Origin of the sequence: Okeania sp. SIO2C9, assembly GCF_010672455.1 — a bacterium.
GTDB lineage: Bacteria > Cyanobacteriota > Cyanobacteriia > Cyanobacteriales > Microcoleaceae > Okeania.
In genome coordinates this window covers 12,617-36,219 of sequence record NZ_JAAHGO010000039.1, presented here as the reverse complement: position 1 = coordinate 36,219, position 23,603 = coordinate 12,617, and the positions used below count along the sequence as shown (strand labels likewise).

At 34.7% G+C, this 23,603-nt stretch carries 19 protein-coding genes and 1 pseudogene; 9 read left to right on the top strand and 11 right to left on the bottom strand.

Annotated elements, in window-relative coordinates; translation table 11 throughout:
- Nucleotides 1–390 precede the first annotated feature (390 nt).
- From F6K23_RS25150 to F6K23_RS25130, 5 genes are all read right to left on the bottom strand, one after another.
- Complete coding sequence (locus F6K23_RS25150; protein WP_293160897.1) at nt 391–1,185, bottom strand: hypothetical protein; 795 nt, start codon at nt 1,183–1,185, stop codon at nt 391–393.
- Nucleotides 1,186–1,411: 226 nt separating this feature from the next.
- Entirely contained in the window at nt 1,412–1,897 is a 486-nt protein-coding gene (locus F6K23_RS25145; RefSeq protein ID WP_293160953.1) for a tetratricopeptide repeat protein, read from the bottom strand.
- Nucleotides 1,898–1,906: 9 nt separating this feature from the next.
- The gene (locus tag F6K23_RS25140) at nt 1,907–2,623 is read right to left on the bottom strand and encodes a protein kinase (protein ID WP_367267811.1); all 717 of its coding nucleotides are present in this window, start codon (nt 2,621–2,623) and stop codon (nt 1,907–1,909) included.
- 21 nt (nt 2,624–2,644) lie between these two features.
- A complete protein-coding gene (locus F6K23_RS25135) occupies nt 2,645–2,779 on the bottom strand; it encodes a hypothetical protein (RefSeq protein ID WP_293160895.1) in 135 nt (44 codons plus the stop codon).
- A gap of 33 nt (nt 2,780–2,812) precedes the next feature.
- Nucleotides 2,813–3,007 carry a hypothetical protein gene (locus F6K23_RS25130; protein WP_293160893.1) on the bottom strand — a complete coding sequence of 65 codons (195 nt, stop codon included), beginning with the start codon at nt 3,005–3,007 and terminating at the stop codon, nt 2,813–2,815.
- A gap of 787 nt (nt 3,008–3,794) precedes the next feature.
- On the opposite strand from F6K23_RS25130, the gene F6K23_RS25125 reads away from it, so the two are divergent.
- Together F6K23_RS25125 and F6K23_RS25120 are read left to right on the top strand one after the other, a co-directional pair.
- Complete coding sequence (locus tag F6K23_RS25125; RefSeq protein ID WP_375340780.1) at nt 3,795–4,133, top strand: Uma2 family endonuclease; 339 nt, start codon at nt 3,795–3,797, stop codon at nt 4,131–4,133.
- 43 nt (nt 4,134–4,176) lie between these two features.
- The gene (locus F6K23_RS25120) at nt 4,177–4,446 is read left to right on the top strand and encodes a Uma2 family endonuclease (protein ID WP_293160891.1); all 270 of its coding nucleotides are present in this window, start codon (nt 4,177–4,179) and stop codon (nt 4,444–4,446) included.
- A 596-nt stretch (nt 4,447–5,042) separates the two neighbouring features.
- On the opposite strand, the gene F6K23_RS25115 is transcribed toward F6K23_RS25120, so the two are convergent.
- Nucleotides 5,043–7,205 (bottom strand): serine/threonine-protein kinase, encoded by a 2,163-nt coding sequence (locus F6K23_RS25115; protein WP_293160889.1) that lies wholly within the window; start codon nt 7,203–7,205, stop codon nt 5,043–5,045.
- Between the two features lie 417 nt (nt 7,206–7,622).
- Between F6K23_RS25115 and F6K23_RS25110 the strand changes: the two genes are divergently transcribed.
- Nucleotides 7,623–7,919 carry a hypothetical protein gene (locus tag F6K23_RS25110; RefSeq protein WP_293160887.1) on the top strand — a complete coding sequence of 99 codons (297 nt, stop codon included), beginning with the start codon at nt 7,623–7,625 and terminating at the stop codon, nt 7,917–7,919.
- A gap of 605 nt (nt 7,920–8,524) precedes the next feature.
- Here F6K23_RS25110 and F6K23_RS25105 read toward each other — a convergent pair.
- The gene (locus F6K23_RS25105; protein ID WP_293160885.1) at nt 8,525–8,713 is read right to left on the bottom strand and encodes a hypothetical protein; all 189 of its coding nucleotides are present in this window, start codon (nt 8,711–8,713) and stop codon (nt 8,525–8,527) included.
- 253 nt (nt 8,714–8,966) lie between these two features.
- On the opposite strand from F6K23_RS25105, the gene F6K23_RS25100 reads away from it, so the two are divergent.
- Nucleotides 8,967–9,257 carry a hypothetical protein gene (locus F6K23_RS25100; protein WP_293160884.1) on the top strand — a complete coding sequence of 97 codons (291 nt, stop codon included), beginning with the start codon at nt 8,967–8,969 and terminating at the stop codon, nt 9,255–9,257.
- Nucleotides 9,258–9,509: 252 nt separating this feature from the next.
- Here F6K23_RS25100 and F6K23_RS25095 read toward each other — a convergent pair whose 3' ends face one another.
- Together F6K23_RS25095 and F6K23_RS25090 are read right to left on the bottom strand one after the other, a co-directional pair.
- A complete protein-coding gene (locus F6K23_RS25095) occupies nt 9,510–10,286 on the bottom strand; it encodes a superoxide dismutase (RefSeq protein ID WP_293160882.1) in 777 nt (258 codons plus the stop codon).
- A 1,249-nt stretch (nt 10,287–11,535) separates the two neighbouring features.
- Nucleotides 11,536–12,747, bottom strand: coding sequence for a hypothetical protein (locus F6K23_RS25090; RefSeq protein ID WP_293160880.1), 1,212 nt, complete (start codon nt 12,745–12,747; stop codon nt 11,536–11,538).
- A 1,418-nt stretch (nt 12,748–14,165) separates the two neighbouring features.
- Between F6K23_RS25090 and F6K23_RS25085 the strand changes: the two genes are divergently transcribed.
- The 3 genes from F6K23_RS25085 (at nt 14,166) to F6K23_RS25075 (ending at nt 18,379) form a co-directional block, all read left to right on the top strand.
- The gene (locus F6K23_RS25085) at nt 14,166–15,785 is read left to right on the top strand and encodes an ATP-binding protein (RefSeq protein WP_293160878.1); all 1,620 of its coding nucleotides are present in this window, start codon (nt 14,166–14,168) and stop codon (nt 15,783–15,785) included.
- Nucleotides 15,786–16,147: 362 nt separating this feature from the next.
- Complete coding sequence (locus F6K23_RS25080) at nt 16,148–16,540, top strand: response regulator (protein ID WP_293160876.1); 393 nt, start codon at nt 16,148–16,150, stop codon at nt 16,538–16,540.
- A 516-nt stretch (nt 16,541–17,056) separates the two neighbouring features.
- Nucleotides 17,057–18,379: a diguanylate cyclase domain-containing protein gene (locus F6K23_RS25075; protein ID WP_293160874.1), complete on the top strand. Its 1,323-nt coding sequence runs from the start codon at nt 17,057–17,059 to the stop codon at nt 18,377–18,379.
- A gap of 923 nt (nt 18,380–19,302) precedes the next feature.
- Here F6K23_RS25075 and F6K23_RS25070 read toward each other — a convergent pair.
- Nucleotides 19,303–19,578 (bottom strand): annotated as a pseudogene (locus F6K23_RS25070) (transposase); the annotation flags it as partial.
- A 198-nt stretch (nt 19,579–19,776) separates the two neighbouring features.
- Here F6K23_RS25070 and F6K23_RS25065 point away from each other — a divergent pair.
- Together F6K23_RS25065 and F6K23_RS25060 are read left to right on the top strand one after the other, a co-directional pair.
- On the top strand, nt 19,777–20,640 hold the full coding sequence (locus tag F6K23_RS25065) for an NAD(P)-dependent oxidoreductase (protein ID WP_293160872.1): 864 nt from the start codon (nt 19,777–19,779) through the stop codon (nt 20,638–20,640).
- Nucleotides 20,641–20,879: 239 nt separating this feature from the next.
- Nucleotides 20,880–21,068 carry a hypothetical protein gene (locus tag F6K23_RS25060; protein ID WP_293160870.1) on the top strand — a complete coding sequence of 63 codons (189 nt, stop codon included), beginning with the start codon at nt 20,880–20,882 and terminating at the stop codon, nt 21,066–21,068.
- 472 nt (nt 21,069–21,540) lie between these two features.
- Here the strand turns inward: F6K23_RS25060 and F6K23_RS25055 are convergent, their stop codons facing one another.
- Nucleotides 21,541–22,848: a D-alanyl-D-alanine carboxypeptidase gene (locus F6K23_RS25055; protein ID WP_293160868.1), complete on the bottom strand. Its 1,308-nt coding sequence runs from the start codon at nt 22,846–22,848 to the stop codon at nt 21,541–21,543.
- Between the last annotated feature and the right edge of the window lie 755 nt (nt 22,849–23,603).

The window sequence follows — 23,603 nt, the reverse complement described above, 5'->3', positions numbered from 1 at the left end:
TGACACATCTAAATCAGTTATCAATTATCGGAAAATTAGTTCTGTCAAAGGATTTCCAAGAATCTTCCCCATGAGCAATGCCAGAATATTTTCATTGTGTGAAGCACCTATAAAGATATGCTTGTTGTTCTCAAAATCTTTCCATCCATCTCTCCCAGTGGAAAATCACCATTTTTTTCATCTTGTGAAGCTCCGAAAAAATTAGCCCTGTCGAAGGATTTCCAAGAATCTTCCCCATGAGCAATGCCAGAATATTTTCATTGTGTGAAGCACTCATTAAAGATATGCTTGTTATTCTCAAAATTTTCCCATCCATCTCTCCTAGCGTGAAAAATTACCAATATTTTCATCTTGTGAAGCTCCGAAAAAATTAGCCCTGTCAAAGGATTTTCAGGAATCTTCCCCAGGAGCAATGCCAGAATATTTTTCATTCTGCGAAGCACCTATAAATATATGCTTGTGGTTCTCAAAATTTTTCCACCCATTCCTACTAGCGTGGAAAATCACCAACATTTTTATCTTGTGAAGCTCCGGAAAAATTAGCCCTGTCAAAGGATTTTCAGGAATCTTCCCCAGGAGCAATGTCAGAATATTTTCATTCTGCGAAGCACCTATAAATATATGCTTGTTGTTCTCAAAATTTTTCCACCCATTCCTACTAGCGTGAAATATTACCAATATTTTCATCTTGTGAAGCTCCGGAAAAATTAGCCCTGTCAAAGGATTTTCAGGAATCTTCCCCAGGAGCAATGCCAGAATATTTTCATTCTGCGAAGCACCTATAAATATATGCTTGTTGTTCTCAAAATTTTTCCACCCATTCCTACTAGCGTGAAATATTACCAATATTTTCATCTTGTGAAGCTCCGGAAAAATTAGCCCTGTCAAAGGATTTTCAGGAATCTTCCCCAGGAGCAATGCCAGAATATTTTCATTCTGCGAAGCACCTATAAATATATGCTTGTTGTTCTCAAAATTTTTCCACCCATTCCTACTAGCGTGAAATATTACCAACATTTTTATCTTGTGAAGCTCCGGAAAAATTAGCCCTGTCAAAGGATTTTCCAGAATCTTCCCCAGAAGCAATGGCAGAATTTTTTCATTCTGTGAAGCTTCAATAAATATATGCTTGTGGTTCTCAAAATTTTTCCACCCATTCCTACTAGCGTGGAAAATCACCAACATTTTCATTCTCTAAAGCTCATGATAAAAATTCGCGCGTCAAAGGATTTTTGGTTGTATCCTGATAAAAATTTTGATATCATAAAAACAGTTGGGGGCTGTTCGCCCCTACGCATGACTTTTTATTCAACTAAATTTTCTGGCTCAGATATGAATCTCAACTGCTTAAAGATTTCCCAACCCTAAAGGAAATCTCACTTGAATTAATCAGTTATTTAACTGATAAACACTAAAGTTTTTGTTTGAAATTATCTAAGAGTTCTTTACGGTTATTAATAGCTTTTTGGTTGTTAGGGTCAATTTCAATTGCTTTATCAAAAGAATCAAGCGCTTCATCATAACGTTTTAATCCTTGTAGTGAAACCCCTCGGTTATTCCAAGGCCAGACACTATTGGGAGCAATTTCTATAGCCTTGTCACAGGAATTTAATGCTTCTTGATATTTTTGTAAATCATTAAATGCCCAGCAACGACCATTCCAAGCATAGTAATAGTCTGGTTTAATTTCCAAAGATTTGTTATACGATTCTAATGCTTCCTCTATTCTCATCAAACTATTCAAAACATTACCTCGAACATTCCAAGCCCAATAAGCATTGGGATTAATTTCTAAAACTTTATCGCAAGCTTGAAGAGATTCTTGGTAAAGAGCGAATCGTCGCAATACTCTACAGCGACCATACCATGCTGCGGCATAATTAGGGTTTAATTCTATTGCTTGATCCTATGCTAGTAAAGCTTTATCATATTTACCACTATTAAATAATTTATCACCTTGTTTTTCCAGTTTTACAGCTTGAGAAAGAGGGTTAGAAACTGATTGTTTACTTTCTTGTTTGTTAGCTTTGGGAAATGAGGCAGCAGTTTTTTGTTGTCTGGAAAAATCTTGAAAAACTTTAATATTAATGCCAGCGACAATCATCAACAGAGTAGTTAGAGCTAAAGGTTTAACTTTATCTATCCCTATAAAATTATTAGTTTTTGTAGGCACAATTGGTTTTAATTTTTTTAAGGCAATACTAGCATTAGGATAACGTCGTTTAACATTTGATTCTACAAGTTTTTCCAACCAATAAACAAAACTTTGATTAACTTTTTTAGGGATTAAATGCTTGAATTTAAAACGATAGTCTTCACCAATTAAATTACTAATTTCTCCACTCTTTGTACCAGTTAATAAACAGATTAATGTAGCTCCTAAACTATATAAATCTGATGCTTCTGTGAGTGGCAGATTAAACATTTCTTCTGGTGGCATAAATCCTGGCGTACCTGCTGCTATACTACTCAATGCTTGTTTTCCCATAGGTCGAATTCTGGCTAAACCAAAATCAATTAGATAAACATTCAAATTTTTATTAATCAAAATATTTTCTGGTTTAATATCCCTATGAATAATCGGCGGACTATACTTTTGCAAATCTACTAATATCTCTAAGATTGAGACAGCAATTTGTTTGATTTATTCTGGTGTAAAAGTATATTTTTGTGCGAGGGATGGTGCATTTATATATTTAGTTACTAGACAAAAACCTGATGGTGTTTCAATAGTCTTAAGATATGGAGGAATCCGAGGATGGTTGAGTTGTCGTAGCACTTCAATTTCTCTTTGATATGCTTTAAAACCAGATCAATTTGCATCTGCACTAGCAAAACGGAATTCTTTAATAATTACTTTTCTATTTGATTCAATTTTAGTAGCTAGGTAGGTTACTCTTCCACCCTGGATATTATCACCTAATACTTTGATAATTTGATAGCCATATTGGGTAAAGTCTGGATATTTTTTCATCTTTTTTGGCTTTATTTTTTCAAAATTTTTCACAAGCGATCACTCTTATCAAGTCAAGCATTTTTGATTGGAAAAAATTCACCAATTTTGCAGAAAAAATTATAGCAGTTTGTGTATATATTCTGTTATTAATTCTGCAACTTTACCTTTGTCTTTAACTGTGGCAATGCTTTGATGACTGTTCTAATTAGACTACTTTTAGTTAAGTATATTTGCAATTATATCAAATGATTTTTGATGGTTGATAGATGTAGCTCTGAAAAAGAGCGATCGCTCTTCAACCTCTTGAAAATTAAGTAATTTTCCCACTTATCAAAAATTATAGATAACTGCCAAATTTTTTCCCATTATCAAATCTTTCCATCCATCTCTCCTAGCGTGAAAAATTACCAACATTTTCATCTTGTGAAGCTCCTGAAAAAATCGCGCGTCAAAGGATTTTCAAGAATCTTCCCCAGAAGCAATGGCAGAATATTTTCATTCTGTGAAGCACTCATGAATATATGCTTGTTGTTCTCAAAATTTTCCCATCCATCTCTCCTAGCGTGAAAAATCACTAATATTTTCATCTTGTGAAGCTCCTGAAAAAATCGCGCGTCAAAGGATTTTTGGTTGCATCCTGATAAAAATTTTGATATTATAAGAATCGTTGGTGGTTACTCGCCTATGCACATGACTTTTTATTCAACTAAAATCATAGTATAGCTTCTCAGCGATAGAACTCCATTCCGTAGGAAAGCGGAATGCTACTCTCAAAAACTTGTGTGCCATGTCAGTCCAACTGCTAAAACGATAATTTAACGTCAAAGAATATAACAAAATGCCTGAAGTAGGCATCCTGAAAGAAGATGAGCGAGTAGAACTAATCCGAGGAGAAATTCTCAAAATGTCCCCAGTAGGTCGTCACCATGCAGCTTGTGTAAATCGTTTAAATAGATTATTTTCTCAAAAGTTAGGCGATCGAGTTTTAGTCAGCGTTCAAAACCCTGTTGAATTAGATGATTATTCTGAACCAGAACCAGATATAGCTTTGTTAGAGCTAAAAGCAGATTTTTATGAATCAGGACATCCCCAGTCTCAGGATTTATTAGAGTTGTTGGGAATTAAGCTAAAAAAATGGCTAAAACCCTTATTAGTCAAAGTTTATAGTGTTTTTTAAGCCTAAAAGCCTCAAAAGCTTATATAGTAAGCTTTTGAGGCTTTTGAATTTTTATTTCCCAACAACTCTATTTTTGATAGTTGAAGTGGCAGATAGTACGATTAAATTCGACCGTGAAGTAAAAATTCCTCTTTATGCAGAAAATAATGTAATTGAGGTTTGGTTGGTAGATATTAATGGGGAATGTTTGGAGGTGTATCGACAACCTATTGGTAGTAGTTATAAGGAAGTACAAAAGTTAGAACGCGGTGAAATTTTTTCTATTCAAAGGTTTCCAGATATTAATATTCAAGTGGATGAAATATTAGGATGAGATATAGCGCTGCGTGCAAGTCAGAAGTTAGAAGTCAGAAGTAATCTATGAGTGAATTTTAGTATTGAGAAATTCATAATCTGACATAACACTTACCCAGTAATTTCTCTTTTGTATAATTAAACCTACCTCTACCTGTAAATAGGAAAAATCTCTGGTTAATTTAGTGGGGGAATTTGATTATCTTTTGGTTTGTCATCCCACTGATTAAAAAAGGCAGAAGGAAGGATTATCACCAGAACTAATACCAATTTCATAAAATATTGCTACAGTCACGACATAGGGAAAACTTAACTGGGAAAGAAAAACATAATAAATAAAGAGGGCAAAAAGTTGATTTTTTAGAATTTATGGGATTTATATTTTTTTTATTGTACGAATAAATCACAAATTAAGATGTAATTAACTTTTTTTAATTTTGGTATAATTTTAACCACTGTAACGACCGTAAGGTATTGAATAAACAGCAGTTAGATAATTTTATTATCTATCTAACTAAGTAAGTAGAGCTAAAAAATAAGGTAAGAAAGATTGCTTTCTTTCTATTCTCTTTTATCTGTCAAAAAATAATCTTCTATTTAATTTTGCCTACTTATTTATTGATCTATTTTGCCATTATATATGCTCCCATCCGGCATAGTTGCACCATCTAGATTTGCACCAGTAAAATCAGCACCTTTAATATTTGCTCCTGTAAGGTCAGCATTTTTGAGATTAGCATTTTTAAGATTAGCATTTTCTAGGTTGGCATTTTTTAGGATTGCTAGTTCTAGCCAAGCATTTTCTAAATTTGCTTCCTTTAAATTTGTATTTTCTAAGAAAGCAGCTACTAACTTAGCCTTCCTGAAATTGGTTCCCTGCAAATTAGCATCTTGTAGGAAGGAAAATATTAAGTCGGCAGTTTCTAAATTGGCATTTTCTAAATTGACCTGCCGTAAATGAGGAGAACTATCGCCATACGTTGTTTTATTAATTTTAGCACCCTTGAGATTAGCATTTTTTAAGTTTGCACCGGCTAATATGCTATTTGTGAGATTACTGTTTTCTAGGTTAGCTCCCTCTAAGTCAATATTTTCTAAATTTCCCACTAGAAAAGCATTAGATAAATCAGCCTTTTTCAGATTCAAATCCTGATATTTGTTATTAACAATTTTCCAAACTAAACGCCATTTAGGATTCAAAATAGTTTGCTCATTAATTGATGTACGTCGGAGATTAGTAAGTTTTAAATTTGCATTTTTTAGATTAGCATTTTGTAAATTAGCATTTACTAAGAATGCTCCCTGTAAATTAGCATTTTCAAGATTGGTATTTTCTAGATTTGCACCTAAAAGAGAGCAATTTATACATTCCTTTCTAATCTGAAGTTGCTTTATGTTTAAAGCAACTTCTTCCTTACACGGATGATTAGCATAGCCATATTTATCTGGCCAATAGAACGTACAATTTGAGGTCCAGTACCAAAATGATTTATCAGACTTCCACATCTCCAAAAGTTTCATGGCTAAACCTTCTGCGAGAATTCTGTGTACTAAATCACTATATTTATTTATTGTTAATGCTGAATTACTATATTCCCTATTACTATATTCTCTTGGGATTTGAATACGTTCAATTACTGAATAATTTTTTACCAAAGTGTGACTTGCTGGAATTTGATTTTTTACTAATATTTTATCTCGTAAACTAATCACTGATCCAATACTAAATATAGCAACAAGAGCTACTATAGTTCCTACAAAACCAGCAACTTTTTTATTATTTTTAATTTCTCCCCTACGAGTAGCAAAAATTTCTCCCTTATCCGCAACACCAATAAATTTTTCATTAACCCTAACTTCATCCTCCAGAAAAGCAAATCTTTCTTTACCCCCAACAACAGGAATTTCCCTAGCAACAAATTTTCCATCAACCTTAACTTCATCCTCCAAAAAACCAAATATTTTCCCACTTCCAACAACAGGAACTCCCTTTAATTCTTGCAAAGCCAAAACAGCATTTTCATAACGCTTATTCTGATGAAGTTCCACCATTTTTCTCAACCACTGAGTAAAACGCCAATGTAAATTAGGAACCAAACCTTCAAACTTAAATCGATAATCTTCACCCAATAACCTATCAACTTCTACACTCCTAGTTCCCGTCAATAAACAAATTAAAGTAGCCCCCAAACTATATAAATCTGAACCAGTTGTCAAAGGTCGATTAAACATTTCCTCCGGTGGCATAAATCCTGGAGTTCCTGCCGCAATACTACTCAAAGCTAACTCCCCTCCTCGCAATCTTGCCAAACCAAAATCTACCAAATAAACCTGCAAATTTTCATCCACTAAAATATTCTCCGGTTTAATATCCCGATGAATTATTGGAGGTTGAAAATTTTGCAAATATACCAAAATTTCCAAAACAGAAATAGCAATTTTTTTCACCTCTTCAGGAGTGAAAATATGTCTTTCCGCCAAAGATGGAGCATCAATATATTCTGTTACCAAACAAAAACCAGACTCAGTTTCAAAAGAATTTAAATAACAAGGAATTTGAGAATGTTTTAATTGTTTGAGAGCTGAAATTTCCCGTTGATAATTCTTAAAAGCTGACCAACTTCCATCAGCAATAGCAAATCTAAATTCCTTAATTACAACCTGTTTATTTGAGGTGAGGGAGGAAGCTAAATATGTAATCCTTCCACCTTGTAAATTACGCCCTAGTTCTTTGCTAACTTGATAACCGTAATTAGTAAAATCTGGAAAATTTTTCATATTCTGTGACCTACTTTATTTTTCAAGCAATTAAAAAAATGGTTTTCCCAAGGTTGCGGAGGAATATTGCTTTTGTCATAGGAAACAATTTTTATCTGACAAAATTAACCTATTTCATGGAACAAGTATAGTAACTTGTATAGATATTCAGTTATTACTCCTGCAACTTTAGCTTGCTCTTTAATTATGCAGATAATTTGATGACTAATTCCTATTCCTAGTAAGCTTCTTTGGGTATTAGTATTTTCTCTTGATTCTATAAGTTTTAAATTAGTTGAGTATATTTACAATATCGAATAATTTTTTCTGGTAGGGAATGACTTATGAGAAGGTGAGCTAAGTTCAAAGGTTAGAGTTGCAATAGTACTATTTCTGTATTTGATTTACCAAATAGCTCAAACAACTAAATATCTAATCATGAAATTAATTTCTTCTCTATTATTCCCATCTATTATCCAAAAACTACAAGGATTTTCATTCTGTGAAGCTCTAATAAAAATTAAAAATTATAGGTCTATTTTTTCTAGCGATCGCCTCAACTTTGCCAAGCAATATGCCTCCCTATTCTCCCCAAAATTTTCACTCCACGAAATTCACTCATTTTCTCGCCGAAAAATAAAAATACCGCCAAATTTTTCAATTCATTCAATTAATGTCTTTTCTTTCCATGATTCCCATCTACAACTCCTCACCACAAAAAACATCATCCTGTGAAGCTTCTAAAAAAATCGGCGCTCGGAAGGATTTCCCATTGCATCCTCAAAAAAATTGTGATAGTATTTACTTAGTGGGGTTTATTCGCCCCTACGCATGACTTTTTATTCAACTAAAAAAGTAAGGTTAGGATATTATAGAGATTTTAGCGATCGCGAAGCGTGGCATCAGCCGTATCGTCAACAGCAGATAAAGCTCCTAGAAAGAGCAGAAGATAGAGGTTCACTTAAAACCCGAGAAAATCATTCTGTGAAGCTCCTAAAAAACAACCACATCTTTGTTTTGTAGCGATCACCCCAACCTTGCCAAGCAATATCGCTTCCTACTCTTCCCACAATTTCCACTCCACGAAATTCACTCATTTTCTCAGCTATCAAAAATCAAATAAATATAACCACCAAATTTTTCAATTCATTCAATTAATGTCTTTTCCATAATTCCCACCTATAACTCCTGACCACAAAAATTATCATTCTGTGAAGCTTCTAAAAAATCGGCGCTCGAAAGAATTTCTAATTGCATCCTCAAAAAAATTGTGATAGTATTTACTTAGTGGGGTTCGTTCGCCCCTGGTCATGAATTTTTATTCAACCAAGAAAGTAAGGTTAGCATACTAAGAGATTGTAGCGATCGCGGAGCGTGGCGTCAGCCGTATCGCCAACAGGATATAAAACTCCTAGACATAGCAAAAGATGCACGCTCATATTAAAACCAGAGAAATAATCATTCTGTTCAGCTCTTAAAAAAACATATGTAGTTGTTTTAAGAGCGATCGCCTCAACCCTTCCAAGCAATATTGTTCCCTACTCTTCTCACAATTTCCACTCCACGAAATTCACTCATTTTCTCAGCTATCAAAAATCAAATAAATATAACCGCCAAATTTCTCAAATTATCAAATTAATATCATTCCGATAATTCCCACCTACAACTCCTCACCACAAAAATTGTCATCTTGTGAAGCTCCTAAAAACGGCAGAAATTCCCATTGCATCCTCAAAAAAATTTTGATACTATTAACTTATTGGGGTTCGTCCGCCCCTATACATGACTATTTATTCAACAAAAGAAACTAAGATTCGGATATCAAGAGATTGTAGCGATCGCGAAGCGTGGCATCAGCCTTATTGTCAACAGCAGATAAAACTCCTAGAAAGAGCAGAAGATACACGTTCACTTAAAACCAGAGAAAATCATTCTTTGAAGCACCTAAAAACAACCACATCTTTGTTTTGTAGCGATCGCCTCAACCTTGCCAAGCAATATCGCTTCTTACTCTTCGCACAATTTCCACTCCACAAAATTCACTCATTTTATCAGTCATCAAAAATCAAATAAATATAACCACCAAATTTCTCAAATTATCAAATTAATATCATTTGGATAATTCCCACCTATAACTCCTGAGCACAAAAATTATCATTCTGTGAAGCTCAAAAAAAAAACGGCAGAAATTCCCATTGCATCCCCAAAAAAATTTTGATACTATTAACTTATTGGGGTTCGTCCGCCCCTATGCATGACTATTTATTCAACTAAAAATATAATCTTTAACACTAGATAAACCAATCAGCTCTGAGCAATTAAGCATTACTTAGTATTTGAAGCGATCGCCAATTCATACCTGCGATTAATTTCCGGCCAATTAACAACATTCCACCAAGCCTTCAAATAATCACCACGACGATTTTGATAGTTCAAATAATAAGCGTGTTCCCAAACATCATTACCCATAATCGGATAATCCCCTTGGAAAAAAGGACTATCTTGATTAGGGGTGCTTGTCACCTTTAACTTTCCATCTTTACCCAAAACCAACCATACCCAACCACTACCAAAACGACCACCACCAGAAGCATTAAACTTTTCCTTAAAACTATCAAAATTACCAAAACTTTCATCAATAGCAGCAGCTATTTTTCCATCAGGTTCACCCCCACCATTAGGAGTCATAATTTCCCAAAACATTTTATGATTTACATAACCACCACCATTGTTTTGTACAGCAGTACGAATATCCTCCGGCAAAGCATTCAAACTACGCAATAAATCTTCTGCATTTTTGTCCTTAAGTTCAGGATACTTAGCGATCGCTCCATTCAAATTTTTAATATAACCAGCATAATGTTTATCATGGTGAAACTGCATAGTTTCTTTATCAATATAAGGTTCCAAAGCATCATATCCATAAGGTAGAGGTGTTAATTGAAAAACCCCAGAATTTTCTACTAATTTAGTATCATTTACTGAAGTAGAAGGAGTTACAGATGAAGAAGAATTATCTCCTGATGTTTGGCAAGCACCTAGAGTAATAGACCCTAAAGTGACACTCGTTAAGATTAAGAAATTGCGCCGATTAATGTTCATTATTAGTTTTTCATAAAAATAGTTTACATAAAATATATTAACAGCTATAGCACCCGATATAGAAATCTAAAAATTATTTCGAGTATTTTGTGTTGGGAAATAAATTATTTATGAGATACAATTTTTTTTATTTTATGTTTCTTGTACCTCCAAGCAGATATGTTATAGCTTCAAAAATTAATAATGAATAATGAATAATGAATAATTACCTCTCCATGAATTGAAGAGGATTGACAAATTCATGAAAATTTTTTCTTCACAGGAGTCGATTGGATATGCCTCCGAGACCTCGCCATCCCATCCTAAGGTCATGCTCCGCAAACGACCGCTTATTATCCCCTTAAAAGGGGAGGCGCATACCCACAATTTTTCGGTAAATTTTCCAGATTTACTCTCAGATCATACCCGGTTGAAGACTTAATAAATAACTACGGAGCAGTCAGGGGTCAGGAGGAAAGAATAAGGAAGTTTTTTATTACTCATTAAACGCACATTATATCATCTCTAATTTTCAACTTACTTTGGCGTAAGTTGATGATTTCAAAAGCCAGGAATTAATGATATTTTTTAATCTTTAATACCTCATAATTTTAACAGCAATATACTTTTGGCAAAACAAATCCAAATTATTGAGAGGAGACAGAGAATTACAATAATTTTAGCTGTGGGATTTCCGGAAAAACATATTATACTTTGGTTAAAGCAACTTCTGTTTAATTTTTTTTTCGACCTCAATAAATCCTTGGATTTATACTTTGCTGGAAGGAAAGCAGAGGTTCAACAATGAATAATGAATAATGAATAATGAATAATGAATAATTACCTCTCTATGAATTGAAGAGGATTGACAAATTCATGAAAATTTTTCTTCACAGGAGTCGATTGGATATGGCGAGGAGACCTCGCCATCCCCCGACCGCTTATTATCCCCTTAAAAGGGGAGGCTTTAAACCACAATTTTTCGGTAAAAGGCACTTATGTTTAAATGTTTCTTCCAATTCCGACTTAATTCTATACACAAACCATGCTATCGGAAATGATATAACAAAAACTTATTACTCTTGGTATTAGTTAATGCTATTTTTGAAAACAAGAAGTAATTGTTAATTGTTTAAACTTCTGCTTTCCTGCTCAAAGAAGAAACAAAATAAAGAGAAAAATTATTACTTTATTTGAGCGAAAAAAATCTGCATTTTTTCTTATAATTCCTGTTTTTTTATTGAATAATATATATTTTATTGATTGGAAATTATGCTAGTTCATCAGTTATTAAACGCCTCAAAATTTCCGTAACTTCCGTTGCCATTCGAGCATCTATTTCTACTGCTTCTTTATCAAAATTTCCTAAAGCTCTTGCTCCTCGCAAAGTCATCGCTATAGACCTAAATTTTTGCTGATATTCAAACTGGGTAAAACAAGTATAAGTAAGTTCTGTACGTTTGCGACTACTACTATATCCAAAACCTAATTTAGATAGAATAACAGGATATTTAATACTATTTTGAATACCCAATTTTTCCAGAGCAACATCAACATAACGGGCAGTATCTTTACCCGCATTACGAATAAAAGATTGTAAATTTTCCCCAGACATTCCTGGCAGTTTTGCTGATTCTGGTAAATGATAATAGCAACCAACCATTGACATAATTCTAGTTAAATCATAAGTAGCGACAGTATTTTCTCCAGGTTGTTCTGCTCGCTTTTTACTTTCCGATACTGCACTTAATAACACCCGGTTTTCTTGTGTTATTTGGGGATAAAAAATAAACGGTTCCTCACCATATAAACCTTGAAATTCCGTATGATTATTACCTGTAATTTCCTTGATCCATGATTCTAAATCTACATAAATCTGAAAACATTTAAACATTGCGGCTAAAGCATTTGAACTACCAATTTTATTTCCATAAGTAAAAATATCTTCCACAACTTCATTAAAGTCTAAATTTTTTCCATCTCCTCGAATTTGACAAGTATTAATATTGCCATTAATAGAACAAATAACATTTAAGATTGCGATAATTTTAGTAGAACTCCAATATTGACATTTATCCAAAGAATTTCTGCCTAACCAACGAGATTTCAACGGTCCGCCAGCAGTACCAGCTAGACAAATGCAAGCCTCTTTAATATCAGGATGAATAAAATTAAGAGCCTGTTCATCAATATCAGGAAATTCGCCAACATTGGGAAAAACTTTTGCTCCAGGGATTGCTAAACTAGGCAGCATAGTTAAATGTTTTGGATAATTTTCTACCTGGTTTTGATAGGGAGAATTTTTAATACCTTTATCCAGAAAAGCTAGTTTATAACTGTTAAAACCAGCCTCAGCTTTTAAGAAATCGTTATATACTTTTTCTCGGTCTATTGCTAGTAGCAGAGTAAATGTTTCTTTTTGAGCAAAATAGGCAAAAAACTCTGCCACTATATTGATTATCTTATCGTTGATATCTTCCATAATTTGAGTTTGTTAAAATACAGATAAACGGATAAAGGAGTAATTTTTTTTGCTATAGCCATCCCAAATGATTTGTAAAAAATCTCAAGATATATAAAAATCCTAAAACTTTTACCGAAAAATTGTGGTCTAAAGCCTTCCCTTTTAAGGATATAAAAAAAAGAGCGTATTTCTTATGTTAAGCCTCCTCATACCATTTCTCTGTAACAATGCGCTTAATAATTCTTACCAAAACCTGAATTTTACTAATAGCTGTTATCTTTTATTAAGCGCAACTTCATGGAGAAATGGTATCACTCCAGAGGTACTGTTAACGAAAGTTATTTTTGTAACGGGGATTTGAGCAAGGCTCCAAAAATATTGCGCCTTAAAAGGCGAGGTTTTAGACCCATTATTATTTTGATAACTGATAACTGAAATAGGGTTAAGATACTACTATTATCTTTGTTGATATTGGTAAGCCATGGAATAATTTTACCGACTTAGAAACAAATTATCAATAGTTTTACCGAATAATTAATAATTAATAACTAAATAATTAAATAATTCTGGTTTAAAGCCTCGCCTTTTAAGGGGAAAACAGCGGTCGATATTCGCAGCTTACCGAAGGGTGGAATGGATGAGTTTCCTAACCATATCCAATCGACCAAGAGAAGAAATAATATTTCCTTATATTCAATTGCGTAACGGTTTTAACCAGAGGTAATTATCAATTAATGAACAATTTATTTATACCATAAATATTGAACAAAGTCAGACATTAAAGATTAAGTAGATGGTAAGCATTCAGCCATGAGAAGTCAGCGCTTCCCTACGGGATACTACGCAAACAGCAATTAGTAATGAATAATTACTTCTCAGGTTTATTCCGGGGAATTTAGCAGTAACTGTTTATTCAAATTAAATTTCAAAGGTTGCTTTTACCGAAAAATTGTGGGTATGCGCCTCCCCTTGGATAGGGGATAATAAGCGGTCGTTTGCGCAGCATGACCTAGGATGGGATGGCGAGGTCAAAGGAGCCATATCCAATCGACTCCTGTGAAGAAAAATTTTCATCTCTTTGTCAATCCTCTTCAATTTATTCTCAAGGAGAGGTAATTATTAATTATTAATTATTAATTATTCATTATTCATTATTCATTATTAATTATTAATTATTCATTATTCATTATTCATTATTCATTATTCATTATTCATTATTCATTATTCATTATTCATTATTCATTATTCATTGTTGAAGCAGACCCAAAATTAATGGCTGATAGCTGATAGCTTACAGCTAAATGCTTACATCAATATTAACTGAAAAAAATTAAAATCATAACAGCAGTACATCGCAAATCTGACTTCTAGCCACCTCAAAAATGTTACAACTGAAATAACATTGCTATATGAGCTATTTGACAAAAATTTAAACTATGTTAAACATAACAAAGATTTCCTCTTTACCCAAGTTCAAGTCTACATTATCAACAGGATTTGTATTTGGAGCTGCAATGGTAGTAGCGATCGCCAGTGCAAGTGTAATTTATCAACTCAATCATATAACAGAAACGAGTAGTAATGCCAGACTACTCTTAACTCAATTAAAAGAGCAAGTTAGCCGACTTAATTCTCTAGAATGGGAAGGTATTTCTAAAGGAGAAATAGATCAAAATTTAACTGAAGAACTTGCTGAAAATAAAGAAAATACCGATGCAATTATTCAAGGAATTCAAGAACTTGAAGAACAGGAATATCTGAAAAGTCTTTGGGAACTATATACCAGTTATCAAACTGAAATGGAAACTTCCCTGGAACTAATTGCTCAGAGAAAAGTTCAGGCAGCAATAGAGATTAATGCCCATAAAATTGATGAAATTTATGATGAACTATATGATGAAATTAAAACTTTAGAAGAAGGCTATATAGAGCAGTATCAACAAACCCGAAAACTTGCCGATATTGGAACCACCTTTACTTTAATTATGGCAGCCCTTGTGATTGGTATTTTATCCTACATATTTAGTAAAAGATTGTTGAACAAAAATCAGGAATTAGAAGTTGCTTTAATCAATCTCCAACAAGCACAAAATCAATTAATTCAACAAGAAAAAATGGCCGCTTTAGGACAACTAATTGCCGGAATTGCCCATGAAATTAATAACCCCCTCGGTGCAATTCAAGCCTCAGCAAACAATACCGATAAAGCTTTAAAAGAATTCCTTCATCAACTCCCCCATTTACATCAATTTCTCAGTGACGAAGAACAAAACAATCTTTTTCAGCTCATCGATCAGGTACTCAAAAATAAATCTTCTATTGCCTCTCAAGAAACTCGCGCCCTCAAGCGTAGAATTACAGCTCAACTTCGAGAACATAACATTAAAAATGCTCGATATATAGCAGACCTCCTAGCAGATATGGGAGTTCCTGAAACCCCCGAGCTGTGGCTACCCATACTCAAGAGCGAACAGGGAGAATGGGCCATCGAATTTGCCTATAACTTAGCCTCCTCCTGTAATAACAATCAGATTATCCTCCGTGCCGTTGAACGCTGCTCCAAAACCATTTTTGCCCTCAAAAGCTATGCTCGTTTTCAGCCTTCTGGAAAGAAGCAGTTGGTAAAAGTAGTTAATGGCCTAGAAACTGTATTAGAAATTTATAATAATCAACTCAAACGTAATATCCATGTAATTCGAGACTATCAGGAAATTCCTGATATCTGGGGATATACCGACGAGCTGATTCAGGTATGGACAAACCTAGTACACAATGCCATTCAAGCAATGGAATCTGGAGGAACACTAACCATTGCCACTCATAAACAGGAAAATGGTATTCAGGTGAATATTAAGGACACCGGAGCAGGGATTCCACCAGAAGTACAGTCCAAAATCTTTGATGCCTTTTTCACCACCAAGTCAGCAGGTGAAGGAAGTGGTTTAGGACTGCATATTTGTCAGAAAATAATTAACAAACATCAAGGAAATATAAGAGTGGACAGCAAGCCAGGATATACATTATTCTGTATAGAGTTGCCTATTAGTTCTCCTTAACTTTTTAATCTGTGGAGATATTGACTTAATCAACAAATCACGGTACTATAAACACTCAACACAAATATAGTCATATAATAGTTAAATATAGTCATATGGTCTCCAGAAATTACCGAAAAATTGTGGGTATGCGCCTCCCCTTTTAAGGGTATAATAAAAAAAAATTTTCATGAATTTGTCAATCCTCTTCAATTCATGGAGAGGTAATTATTCATTATTAATTGTTGAAGGTGAATATTGATATAATCTAACAATGTATGTGATCATAAAAGATTAAATAGCCTCAAGAGTCAACGATCGGAGCTCAATAGGGTTAAATTCCTGGACTGACACGCTTTTATGGAGCAGCAGCAAGATTAAATATGTGTGATACAGCGATTCTCTGTGTGGATGATGAAATGCCTATTCTCAAGGTTCTCAAGGAACAACTACAACGTTGCTTTGGCAACAAGTATATTTATGAGGTTGCTCAAAGTGCTGAAGAAGCTTGGATTGTAATTGATGAGTTAGAAGAGGAAGATATTAAAATTCTGGCCATTGTTTCTGATTGGCTGATGCCTAATGTCAAAGGTGATGTGTTTTTAACCCAGGTCCATAAACGTTTTCCAAACATAGTTACCGTGATGCTGACCGGACAAGCTGACGAGGCTGCCATTGAGCGAGCTAGACAACAAGCCAACCTTTATGCTTGCCTTCATAAACCCTGGACAGAAGAACAATTGCAGCAAATTATTAGTACAGCTTTAAATCAGTAAGCTGTTCAGCATTTAATTTTGAAATGGGCATAGTATATTATTTAATTAAAAAAGCGGGGTTGCACATTATGGAATGATACTGCCAAAAATTGGTTGAGATTTTGACTAAAAAAAACCTAATATTAATCATTCTAGCAATTCTCAAATCCACAATCCAATTCAATCAAAAATCTCAAATCATTCGTCACTGTGCAACGCCAAAAAAGTGGTCAGCACTCAGCACTCAGCAGTAAAACTTTAGAAGGTGATTTAAACCCCTCCGCGCACCTTCCGGTTTATAGAAACCGGGGATTTAAACCCAAGTAGGGGCGAATGGCCATTTTCCCCTACAAGCTGTTAACGTTTCGCTTCGCGACATGAAAAGCGTTTGCGCAGCATGACCATAGGAAAGCTCCTCCGGAGGAGGCAAGAAGCAGTTTCTCTGCAAGAGGATAACTGAATCCTAAAAGCTAATAGCTAGTTAACAAAAAGTGTAAGGCGCTTAAAAAAAATTAAGACTAACAAAAGCTTTAGAAAATGAAAGCAGCAATTATTTGTGTTGATGATGAATGGACAATACTTACAACTTTGGGACAACAACTCAAGCGCTATTTTGGCAAAGACTATGAAATTGAGTTAGCCAATAGTGGCGCAGAGACACTTGCACTATGTGCAGAATTGACAGCAGAAGGTTTAGAAATTCCTCTAGTGATTTCCGATCAGCGAATGCAAGGAATGGAAGGGGATACATTGTTAATTCAACTCCACAAACTTTATCCCAAAATGTTAAAAATTATGCTGACTGGGCAAGCTGATGCTGATTCAGTAGGGAATGTTGTCAATGCTGCCGCTTTATACCGCTATATCCGTAAACCTTGGGATGAAACCGATCTAATTCTCACAGTTGCTGAAGCCTTGCGAAGCTTTGAGCAAGAACAACAACTTGCTTATCAAAATGCGCTACTCAAAGAAATTAATGCCAAGTTAGAAAGCTCTTTATCATTACTATTAGCTACTCTAGAAGCAACAATTGATGGAGTTCTTGTTTTGGACTTTGCGGGAAAAGTGGTCAGTTTTAATCAAAAGTTTGCTGCAATTTGGAATTTGCCAGGATCAACCTCAACGGATGATAGCCAAAAGTTAGTTGATTTGATTTTAGAATCTTTGATAGAAGCAGATGCGATCGCCTTTAAAGCATTACTTGTGCAAGAGAATATCAAAAAACGGGATTTATTAAGATTAAAAAATGGTAGTGTGATTGAGTATTATTTACAGCCTCAACAGTTGGCAGGTAAAATTGTCGGTCAGGTCTGGAGTTTTCGAGATGTAACTCAGGAAAAGCAAACAGAAGAAACCTTCAAACATCAAGCATTGCACGATCCTCTCACGAACCTGCCGAATAGATCTTTATTCGATCAGAAACTTTCTGAAGTCCTAACCCATGCCACCTATCACTCAGAAATCGTGGCACTAATGTTTCTTGATTTAGATCTGTTTAAGGAAGTTAATGATACATTTGGTCATTCAGTAGGAGACCTATTGTTACAGAGTGTGACTAAGCGTCTTGTCGCCTGTCTCAGGGAAATTGATTTGATCGCGCGCTGGGGAGGAGATGAATTTGCCATCATCTTACCGCAAATTCACTATCGACAAAATGCTAGTGAGATTGCCAAGAGATTGATTGAAGTGCTGCAACCCGAATTTATCCTCGAAGGCCATTGTCTCAGGGTAACAATTAGTATTGGAATTGCTCTGTATCCTGAGGATGGTTTAGATAGTAGCACATTGCTTCGGTGTGCCGATAAAGCATTGTACAATGCCAAAAAATCTGGGCGCAACAATTATTCGAGTTTAGAGTAATATCATGTGCGGTTGAATAGTTACTATTAGGATAGTAATACCAAATTGAAATGAAGCTGCATAGAATAATACTTAAAGCGCTTTTCAAATTGATGAACCACATCTTCACAAGCAAAACTTTGTAGGGGCGATTCGCGAATCGCCCCTACTGTGGTCTACCCAAATGAAAACCGCTGTAAAGCACAATTGACTGTAGATAGGCATAGATAAATATAGATTAATGAATGAATTTCGTAATTCTATGCAACCTCATACAAAATTGGTATAAGAAAGTGGGGATTCAACAATTAATTATTAATTAGGGCTTGCTGATTAAATATCAAAGCATTGATAGATAAAGGTTTTAGCTGTTTTAGGTTGAAAAAAGTGCGCCTGTTTTCGTTAAAGATTGCTCAAAAAACTAGCATTTTGTGCAAGAGTTGGGCAGAACAATTTTGGGACAAAACGCCCGCTGCTACCTCCTCTACATTCCCATTTCTCCTGTCTCCTACAAAGAGCAAAAAGACTTTTTCAGCACACCCTAATTATAGCAATGAGCGCTGGTGTATTTACATACTACTATTGTATTTGACATAGTACAAAGCTCTGGTACATGACAGATATTTTTCACAAACCATGCGATCGCGCCTACCTTAAAGTTTGATAGACTCGCGCGTTTGACGCGTGATTTAACAGACAAAAGACTTACGCAAATACACTAGAGTTGTTGGGAAATAAAAATTCAAAAGCCTCAAAAGCTTACTATATAAGATTTTCAGCATTGGAGGCTTCAAAAATACTATAAACGTTGACTAATAAGGGTTTTAGCCATTTTTTTAGCTTAATTCCCAACAACTCTACTATAGCTCATGGAGAATAGAGCGATTGCTGAGGCAAAGCTCCCCTAAGGCTATGATTTTTTCAGCGATCGCTTCCTTGAGCGACTAAATCCGATAGGAATAATTGATATCTTTCACCAAAGCGTGAAAAACTTGAGGATTTTCCATAAAAGCTGCATCCACACAGTCTCTAAAATTATCAAATGCTTTGAGTGTTTGTCTGATCCAATTTTTTAACACAAACCACCAGCGTTCTATCTTATTAAAATCTGGTGAGTATGTTGGTAAATACCAGATTTCACACTCTTGCTTGGCCCGTAATTCTTCAATATAAACTGACTTATGAAACGTTGTGTTATCCAATATGATCACTTGCTCTGGTTGTAATTTTGGTAGTAAACAATTTTCCTACTAGTTCTCATGCCATACACGATTACAACCTGACTCAGTCCTCCCCCTCCTGTTAGGGGTTAGGGGCGGGTTGACTCCTCCTGACTTAACCATTCTATAACTGTCATTTTTTTTGACAAATATCAAAAATTATGGTATTTAAATATGAAATTTTAGAGGAAATGACTAATGAAAATTGGGTTTTTAGGTACGGGTTTAATGGGTTTACCAATGGCTCAAAAATTGTTAGAAGCTAATCATATTGTAACTGCTTATAATCGGACTCAATCAAAACTAGAACCTCTGCAAAAAGCAGGGGCTAAAATTGCTAACTCTCCGGCAGAAGCTATTCAAAGTTCTGAATGTTTAATTTTGATGTTGACAAATTATGAAGCTATTAAAAATGTACTTTTATCTGACAGTTCAAAAGCGGAATTATCGGGTCGAACAGTAATTCAAATGGGAACTATCTCCCCCACTGAAAGTAAAGAAATTAGAGATGAAGTTGTTGCTTGTGGCGGTGAATATTTAGAAGCTCCTGTTTTGGGTAGTATTCCTCAAGTGAAATCTGGTAGTTTAATTGTTATGGTGGGAGCTTCATCAGAACAATATGAAAAATGGTGTGGTCTATTAAAGATATTTGGTCCCGAACCATTACATATTGGCGCGGTAGGTAGTGGTGCTGCAATTAAGTTGGCAATGAATCAATTAATTGGTTCTTTAACAACTGCTTTTGCTTTGAGTTTAGGGTTGATAGTTAGGGAAGGAATAAATGTAGATTTGTTTATGCAAATTGTTCGGGATAGCGCTTTATATGCTCCAACATTTGATAAAAAATTACAACGAATGTTAGACAGAAATTATGAAAATCCTAATTTTCCAGCTAAACATTTATTGAAGGATACGAATATATTTATTAATGCTACAGAATCATTAGGACTTGATGTAAGTATTCAAGAAGGAGTCCGTAAAGTTTTGGAGAAAACTATTGAATTAGGTTTATCAGATGTGGATTATTCTGCTTTATTTTCGGCAGTTAATCCAAATAATTAGAATATGTTTTATTTTGATAAGCACGTTCTTCCAAAGTTATGAAAAAAAATTATCCTTAATTGTGGTTTTGTTAATTTGATGTATGAAATTCAATTAGTGGTAAGTTTTCACCCCATTTTGAGTTGAATAAAAAGTCATGCGTACGGGCGAGCAGCACCCAATAATAAAATCATATCATGATTTTTTTGGCGATGCAAGGGGAAAAACCTTGCCTTTTTTTAGAGCTTCACAAAATGATAATGTGCTGGATTTGTGAATATAGCGATCGCTTCTACATGAATAATATTGATACTGTTGATGGGGTGAAAAATTTTCTGATCGTTACTTTTCCAGCAAAGTCTTCACAGGATGATAATTTTTCTGGTGCTTTGATGGCGTTAGTATCTCTTCTATATGTATTCAGTGACCATATGCTGTTTTTTAGTTGAATAAAAAGTCATGCGTACGGGCGAGCAGCACCCAATAATAAAATCATATCATGATTTTTTTGGCGATGCAAGGGAAAAAGCCTTGCCTTTTTTAGAGCTTCACAAAATGATAATGTGCTGGATTTATGAATATAGCGATCGCTTCTGCATGAATAATATTATTGATATTGTTGATGGGATGAAAAATTTTCTGATCGTTACTTTTCTTGCAAAATGCTTCACAGGATGATGATTTTTCTGGTGCTTTGATGGTGTGAGTATCTCTTTTATATGTATTCAGTGACCATATGCTGTTTTTTAGTTGAATAAAAAGTCATGCGTACGGGCGAACAGCACCTAATAATAAAATCGTATCATAATTTTTTTGGGGAATGCAAGAGGAAAAACCTTGCCGTTTTTTTGGAGCTTCACAGAATGCAGATTAATCATCCGTGTATCCGTGACCAAGTCCTTGTCTAGCAACGCCTTAATTCTATTTTCCCAAAATCTGATTTCGATCGCTAGCTCCCAAACCCAACCTATCGCCATTAATCTGAGGAGTAATAACTTTGGGTGCTTTTGTAACTCCCCAAAGATTTACTAATTGCTGTAAAAATTTATCTTGCTCCACCCGTGTTACCTCCCAGTAAGGACTTCGGTTGATCATTGTAAACCAAACCAAACCCTCTTCACGGGTAGGAATAACTCCAGCTAAAGCAATCACATCATTCAGAGTACCAGTTTTCACCGCCGAACCCTGGGGAATATTCCTCGACTGGTCTACTAAAGTTCCTCTATCATAACCAGATACCGGAAACAAGTCAGCAATAACCCACTCAGAAGTTTGAAGATACCTTTGAATAGCTATTAACATCCCACTCACTGCTCTTGGAGAAATTTTATTTTCCACTCCCAACCCAGAACCATTAATTAACTGAATTTCTGCTTGAGGCACTCCCGCAGTCCAGGCAGCTTTTTGTTGAACAACTTTTGCTCCACCCAAATTACTAGCTATGATTTCAGCCAATTCATTATTACTTTCCACATTCATAGTTTTGAGAATATAGATAAGTGGCAAAGACTTGTGTCGAACAATTGGAATTTCTGTAGATACAGATTTTTGGGATATCACAGAACCAGCGATCGCCACTTTTGGCTGAAGTGTTCCTGGTGGCATTCGGTTGTAGATATTTCTCACATTATTAGACCAAGTGGCTGAATTTATACCTTCTCGCAATAATTGGCCTGCAACTATAGGGTTAGTCTGATAGTTCATCCAGAAATCACCTACTACAATCAAATTACCTGTGACTTGATTAATTCCCAATTTTTGGATGGCATTACCCAGGGCGATCGCTTCTTCCCAGACAAAATATGGGTCATTGCCACCATTAATTACTAAATCTCCTCGCAATATTCCATTTGTAATTGGGCCTGTGGTACTGATAGAGGTTTCAAATTGATGTTGAGGTCCCCAAGTTTCTAGTGCAGCTAAGGATGTGGCGATTTTTGTTAAGGAAGCACCAGGCATGGGAACTGTGCCTTCGTGGCCATGCAAAAGTTTAAATTCTGACTGTATCCATATACCCTGAGCATCGGAAGTTAGTAATCTCTTGGCTGCCAAACCTTTCAAGTATTCATCTACTTTTATAGTTAATATTTGATCGGAATTTTCAGGTGAAATTAATTGAGGTAGACCTGCTTGCCATTTCATTATCGTTAGAGTATTTTGCCCAATAGTTTGTATGCCTGCCATTTCTAGCCATAGAGATATAATTCCATAGCTGAACAAATCCCACATAAATCAATTCAATTTTTTTCAAGTTTTTCTATCATAGTGGACTTCAATCATATATATCCCACATTCCGCACTTCATCATACAAAGATTATGTTTTTAGGGATAGGAAACAGAAAATTTATTGTTCGGGAGCTTGACTAATTATTGAATCAAAAAAAGAAAATTTATTCATTACTGTTTTGACATACGCAACAGTAAGACATTAAACATCTGCCAATTATGAATTTGAAGACTTCTACTGAGGAGACAGGAAATTTATTGCTCTGGAGCTTGTGTAATTATTGAATCAAAAAAAGAAAATTTATTCATTACTGTTTTTCCATACGCAACAGTAAGACATTAAACATCTGCCAATCATTAATTTGAAGACTTCTACTGAGGAGGCAGAAAATTTATTGTTCGGGAGCTTGTGTAATTATTGAATCAAAAAAAGAAAATTTATTAATTACTGTTTTGCCATACGCAACAGTAAGACATCAAACATCTGGCAATTATGAATTTGAAGACTCCTACTGAGGAGGCAGAAAATTTATTGCTCGGAAGCTGGTGTAATTATTGAATCAAAAATAGAAAATTTATTCATTACTATTTTGTCATACGCAATAGTAAGACATCAAATCTTTGCCAGCCATTAATTTGGAATTTCCTATTGAGGAAACAGAAAATTTATTGTTCGGGAGCTTGACTAATTATTGAATCAAAAATAGAAAATTTATTCATTACTATTTTGTCATACGCAACAGTAAGACATCAAACA

Excerpts from the sequence above, each read along its gene's own strand:
- F6K23_RS25110 (WP_293160887.1), top strand. The coding sequence starts at position 7,623 with ATGAAATTAATTTCTTCTCTATTATTCCCATCTATTATCCAAAAACTA.
- F6K23_RS25095 (WP_293160882.1), bottom strand. The coding sequence starts at position 10,286 with ATGAACATTAATCGGCGCAATTTCTTAATCTTAACGAGTGTCACTTTA.
- F6K23_RS25080 (WP_293160876.1), top strand. The coding sequence starts at position 16,148 with ATGTGTGATACAGCGATTCTCTGTGTGGATGATGAAATGCCTATTCTC.
- F6K23_RS25090 (WP_293160880.1), bottom strand. The coding sequence starts at position 12,747 with ATGGAAGATATCAACGATAAGATAATCAATATAGTGGCAGAGTTTTTT.
- F6K23_RS25065 (WP_293160872.1), top strand. The coding sequence starts at position 19,777 with ATGAAAATTGGGTTTTTAGGTACGGGTTTAATGGGTTTACCAATGGCT.
- F6K23_RS25055 (WP_293160868.1), bottom strand. The coding sequence starts at position 22,848 with ATGTGGGATTTGTTCAGCTATGGAATTATATCTCTATGGCTAGAAATG.
- F6K23_RS25060 (WP_293160870.1), top strand. The coding sequence starts at position 20,880 with ATGTGCTGGATTTGTGAATATAGCGATCGCTTCTACATGAATAATATT.
- F6K23_RS25125 (WP_375340780.1), top strand. The coding sequence starts at position 3,795 with ATGCCTGAAGTAGGCATCCTGAAAGAAGATGAGCGAGTAGAACTAATC.
- F6K23_RS25100 (WP_293160884.1), top strand. The coding sequence starts at position 8,967 with ATGACTATTTATTCAACAAAAGAAACTAAGATTCGGATATCAAGAGAT.
- F6K23_RS25075 (WP_293160874.1), top strand. The coding sequence starts at position 17,057 with ATGAAAGCAGCAATTATTTGTGTTGATGATGAATGGACAATACTTACA.
- F6K23_RS25085 (WP_293160878.1), top strand. The coding sequence starts at position 14,166 with ATGTTAAACATAACAAAGATTTCCTCTTTACCCAAGTTCAAGTCTACA.
- F6K23_RS25150 (WP_293160897.1), bottom strand. The coding sequence starts at position 1,185 with ATGTTGGTGATTTTCCACGCTAGTAGGAATGGGTGGAAAAATTTTGAG.
- F6K23_RS25115 (WP_293160889.1), bottom strand. The coding sequence starts at position 7,205 with ATGAAAAATTTTCCAGATTTTACTAATTACGGTTATCAAGTTAGCAAA.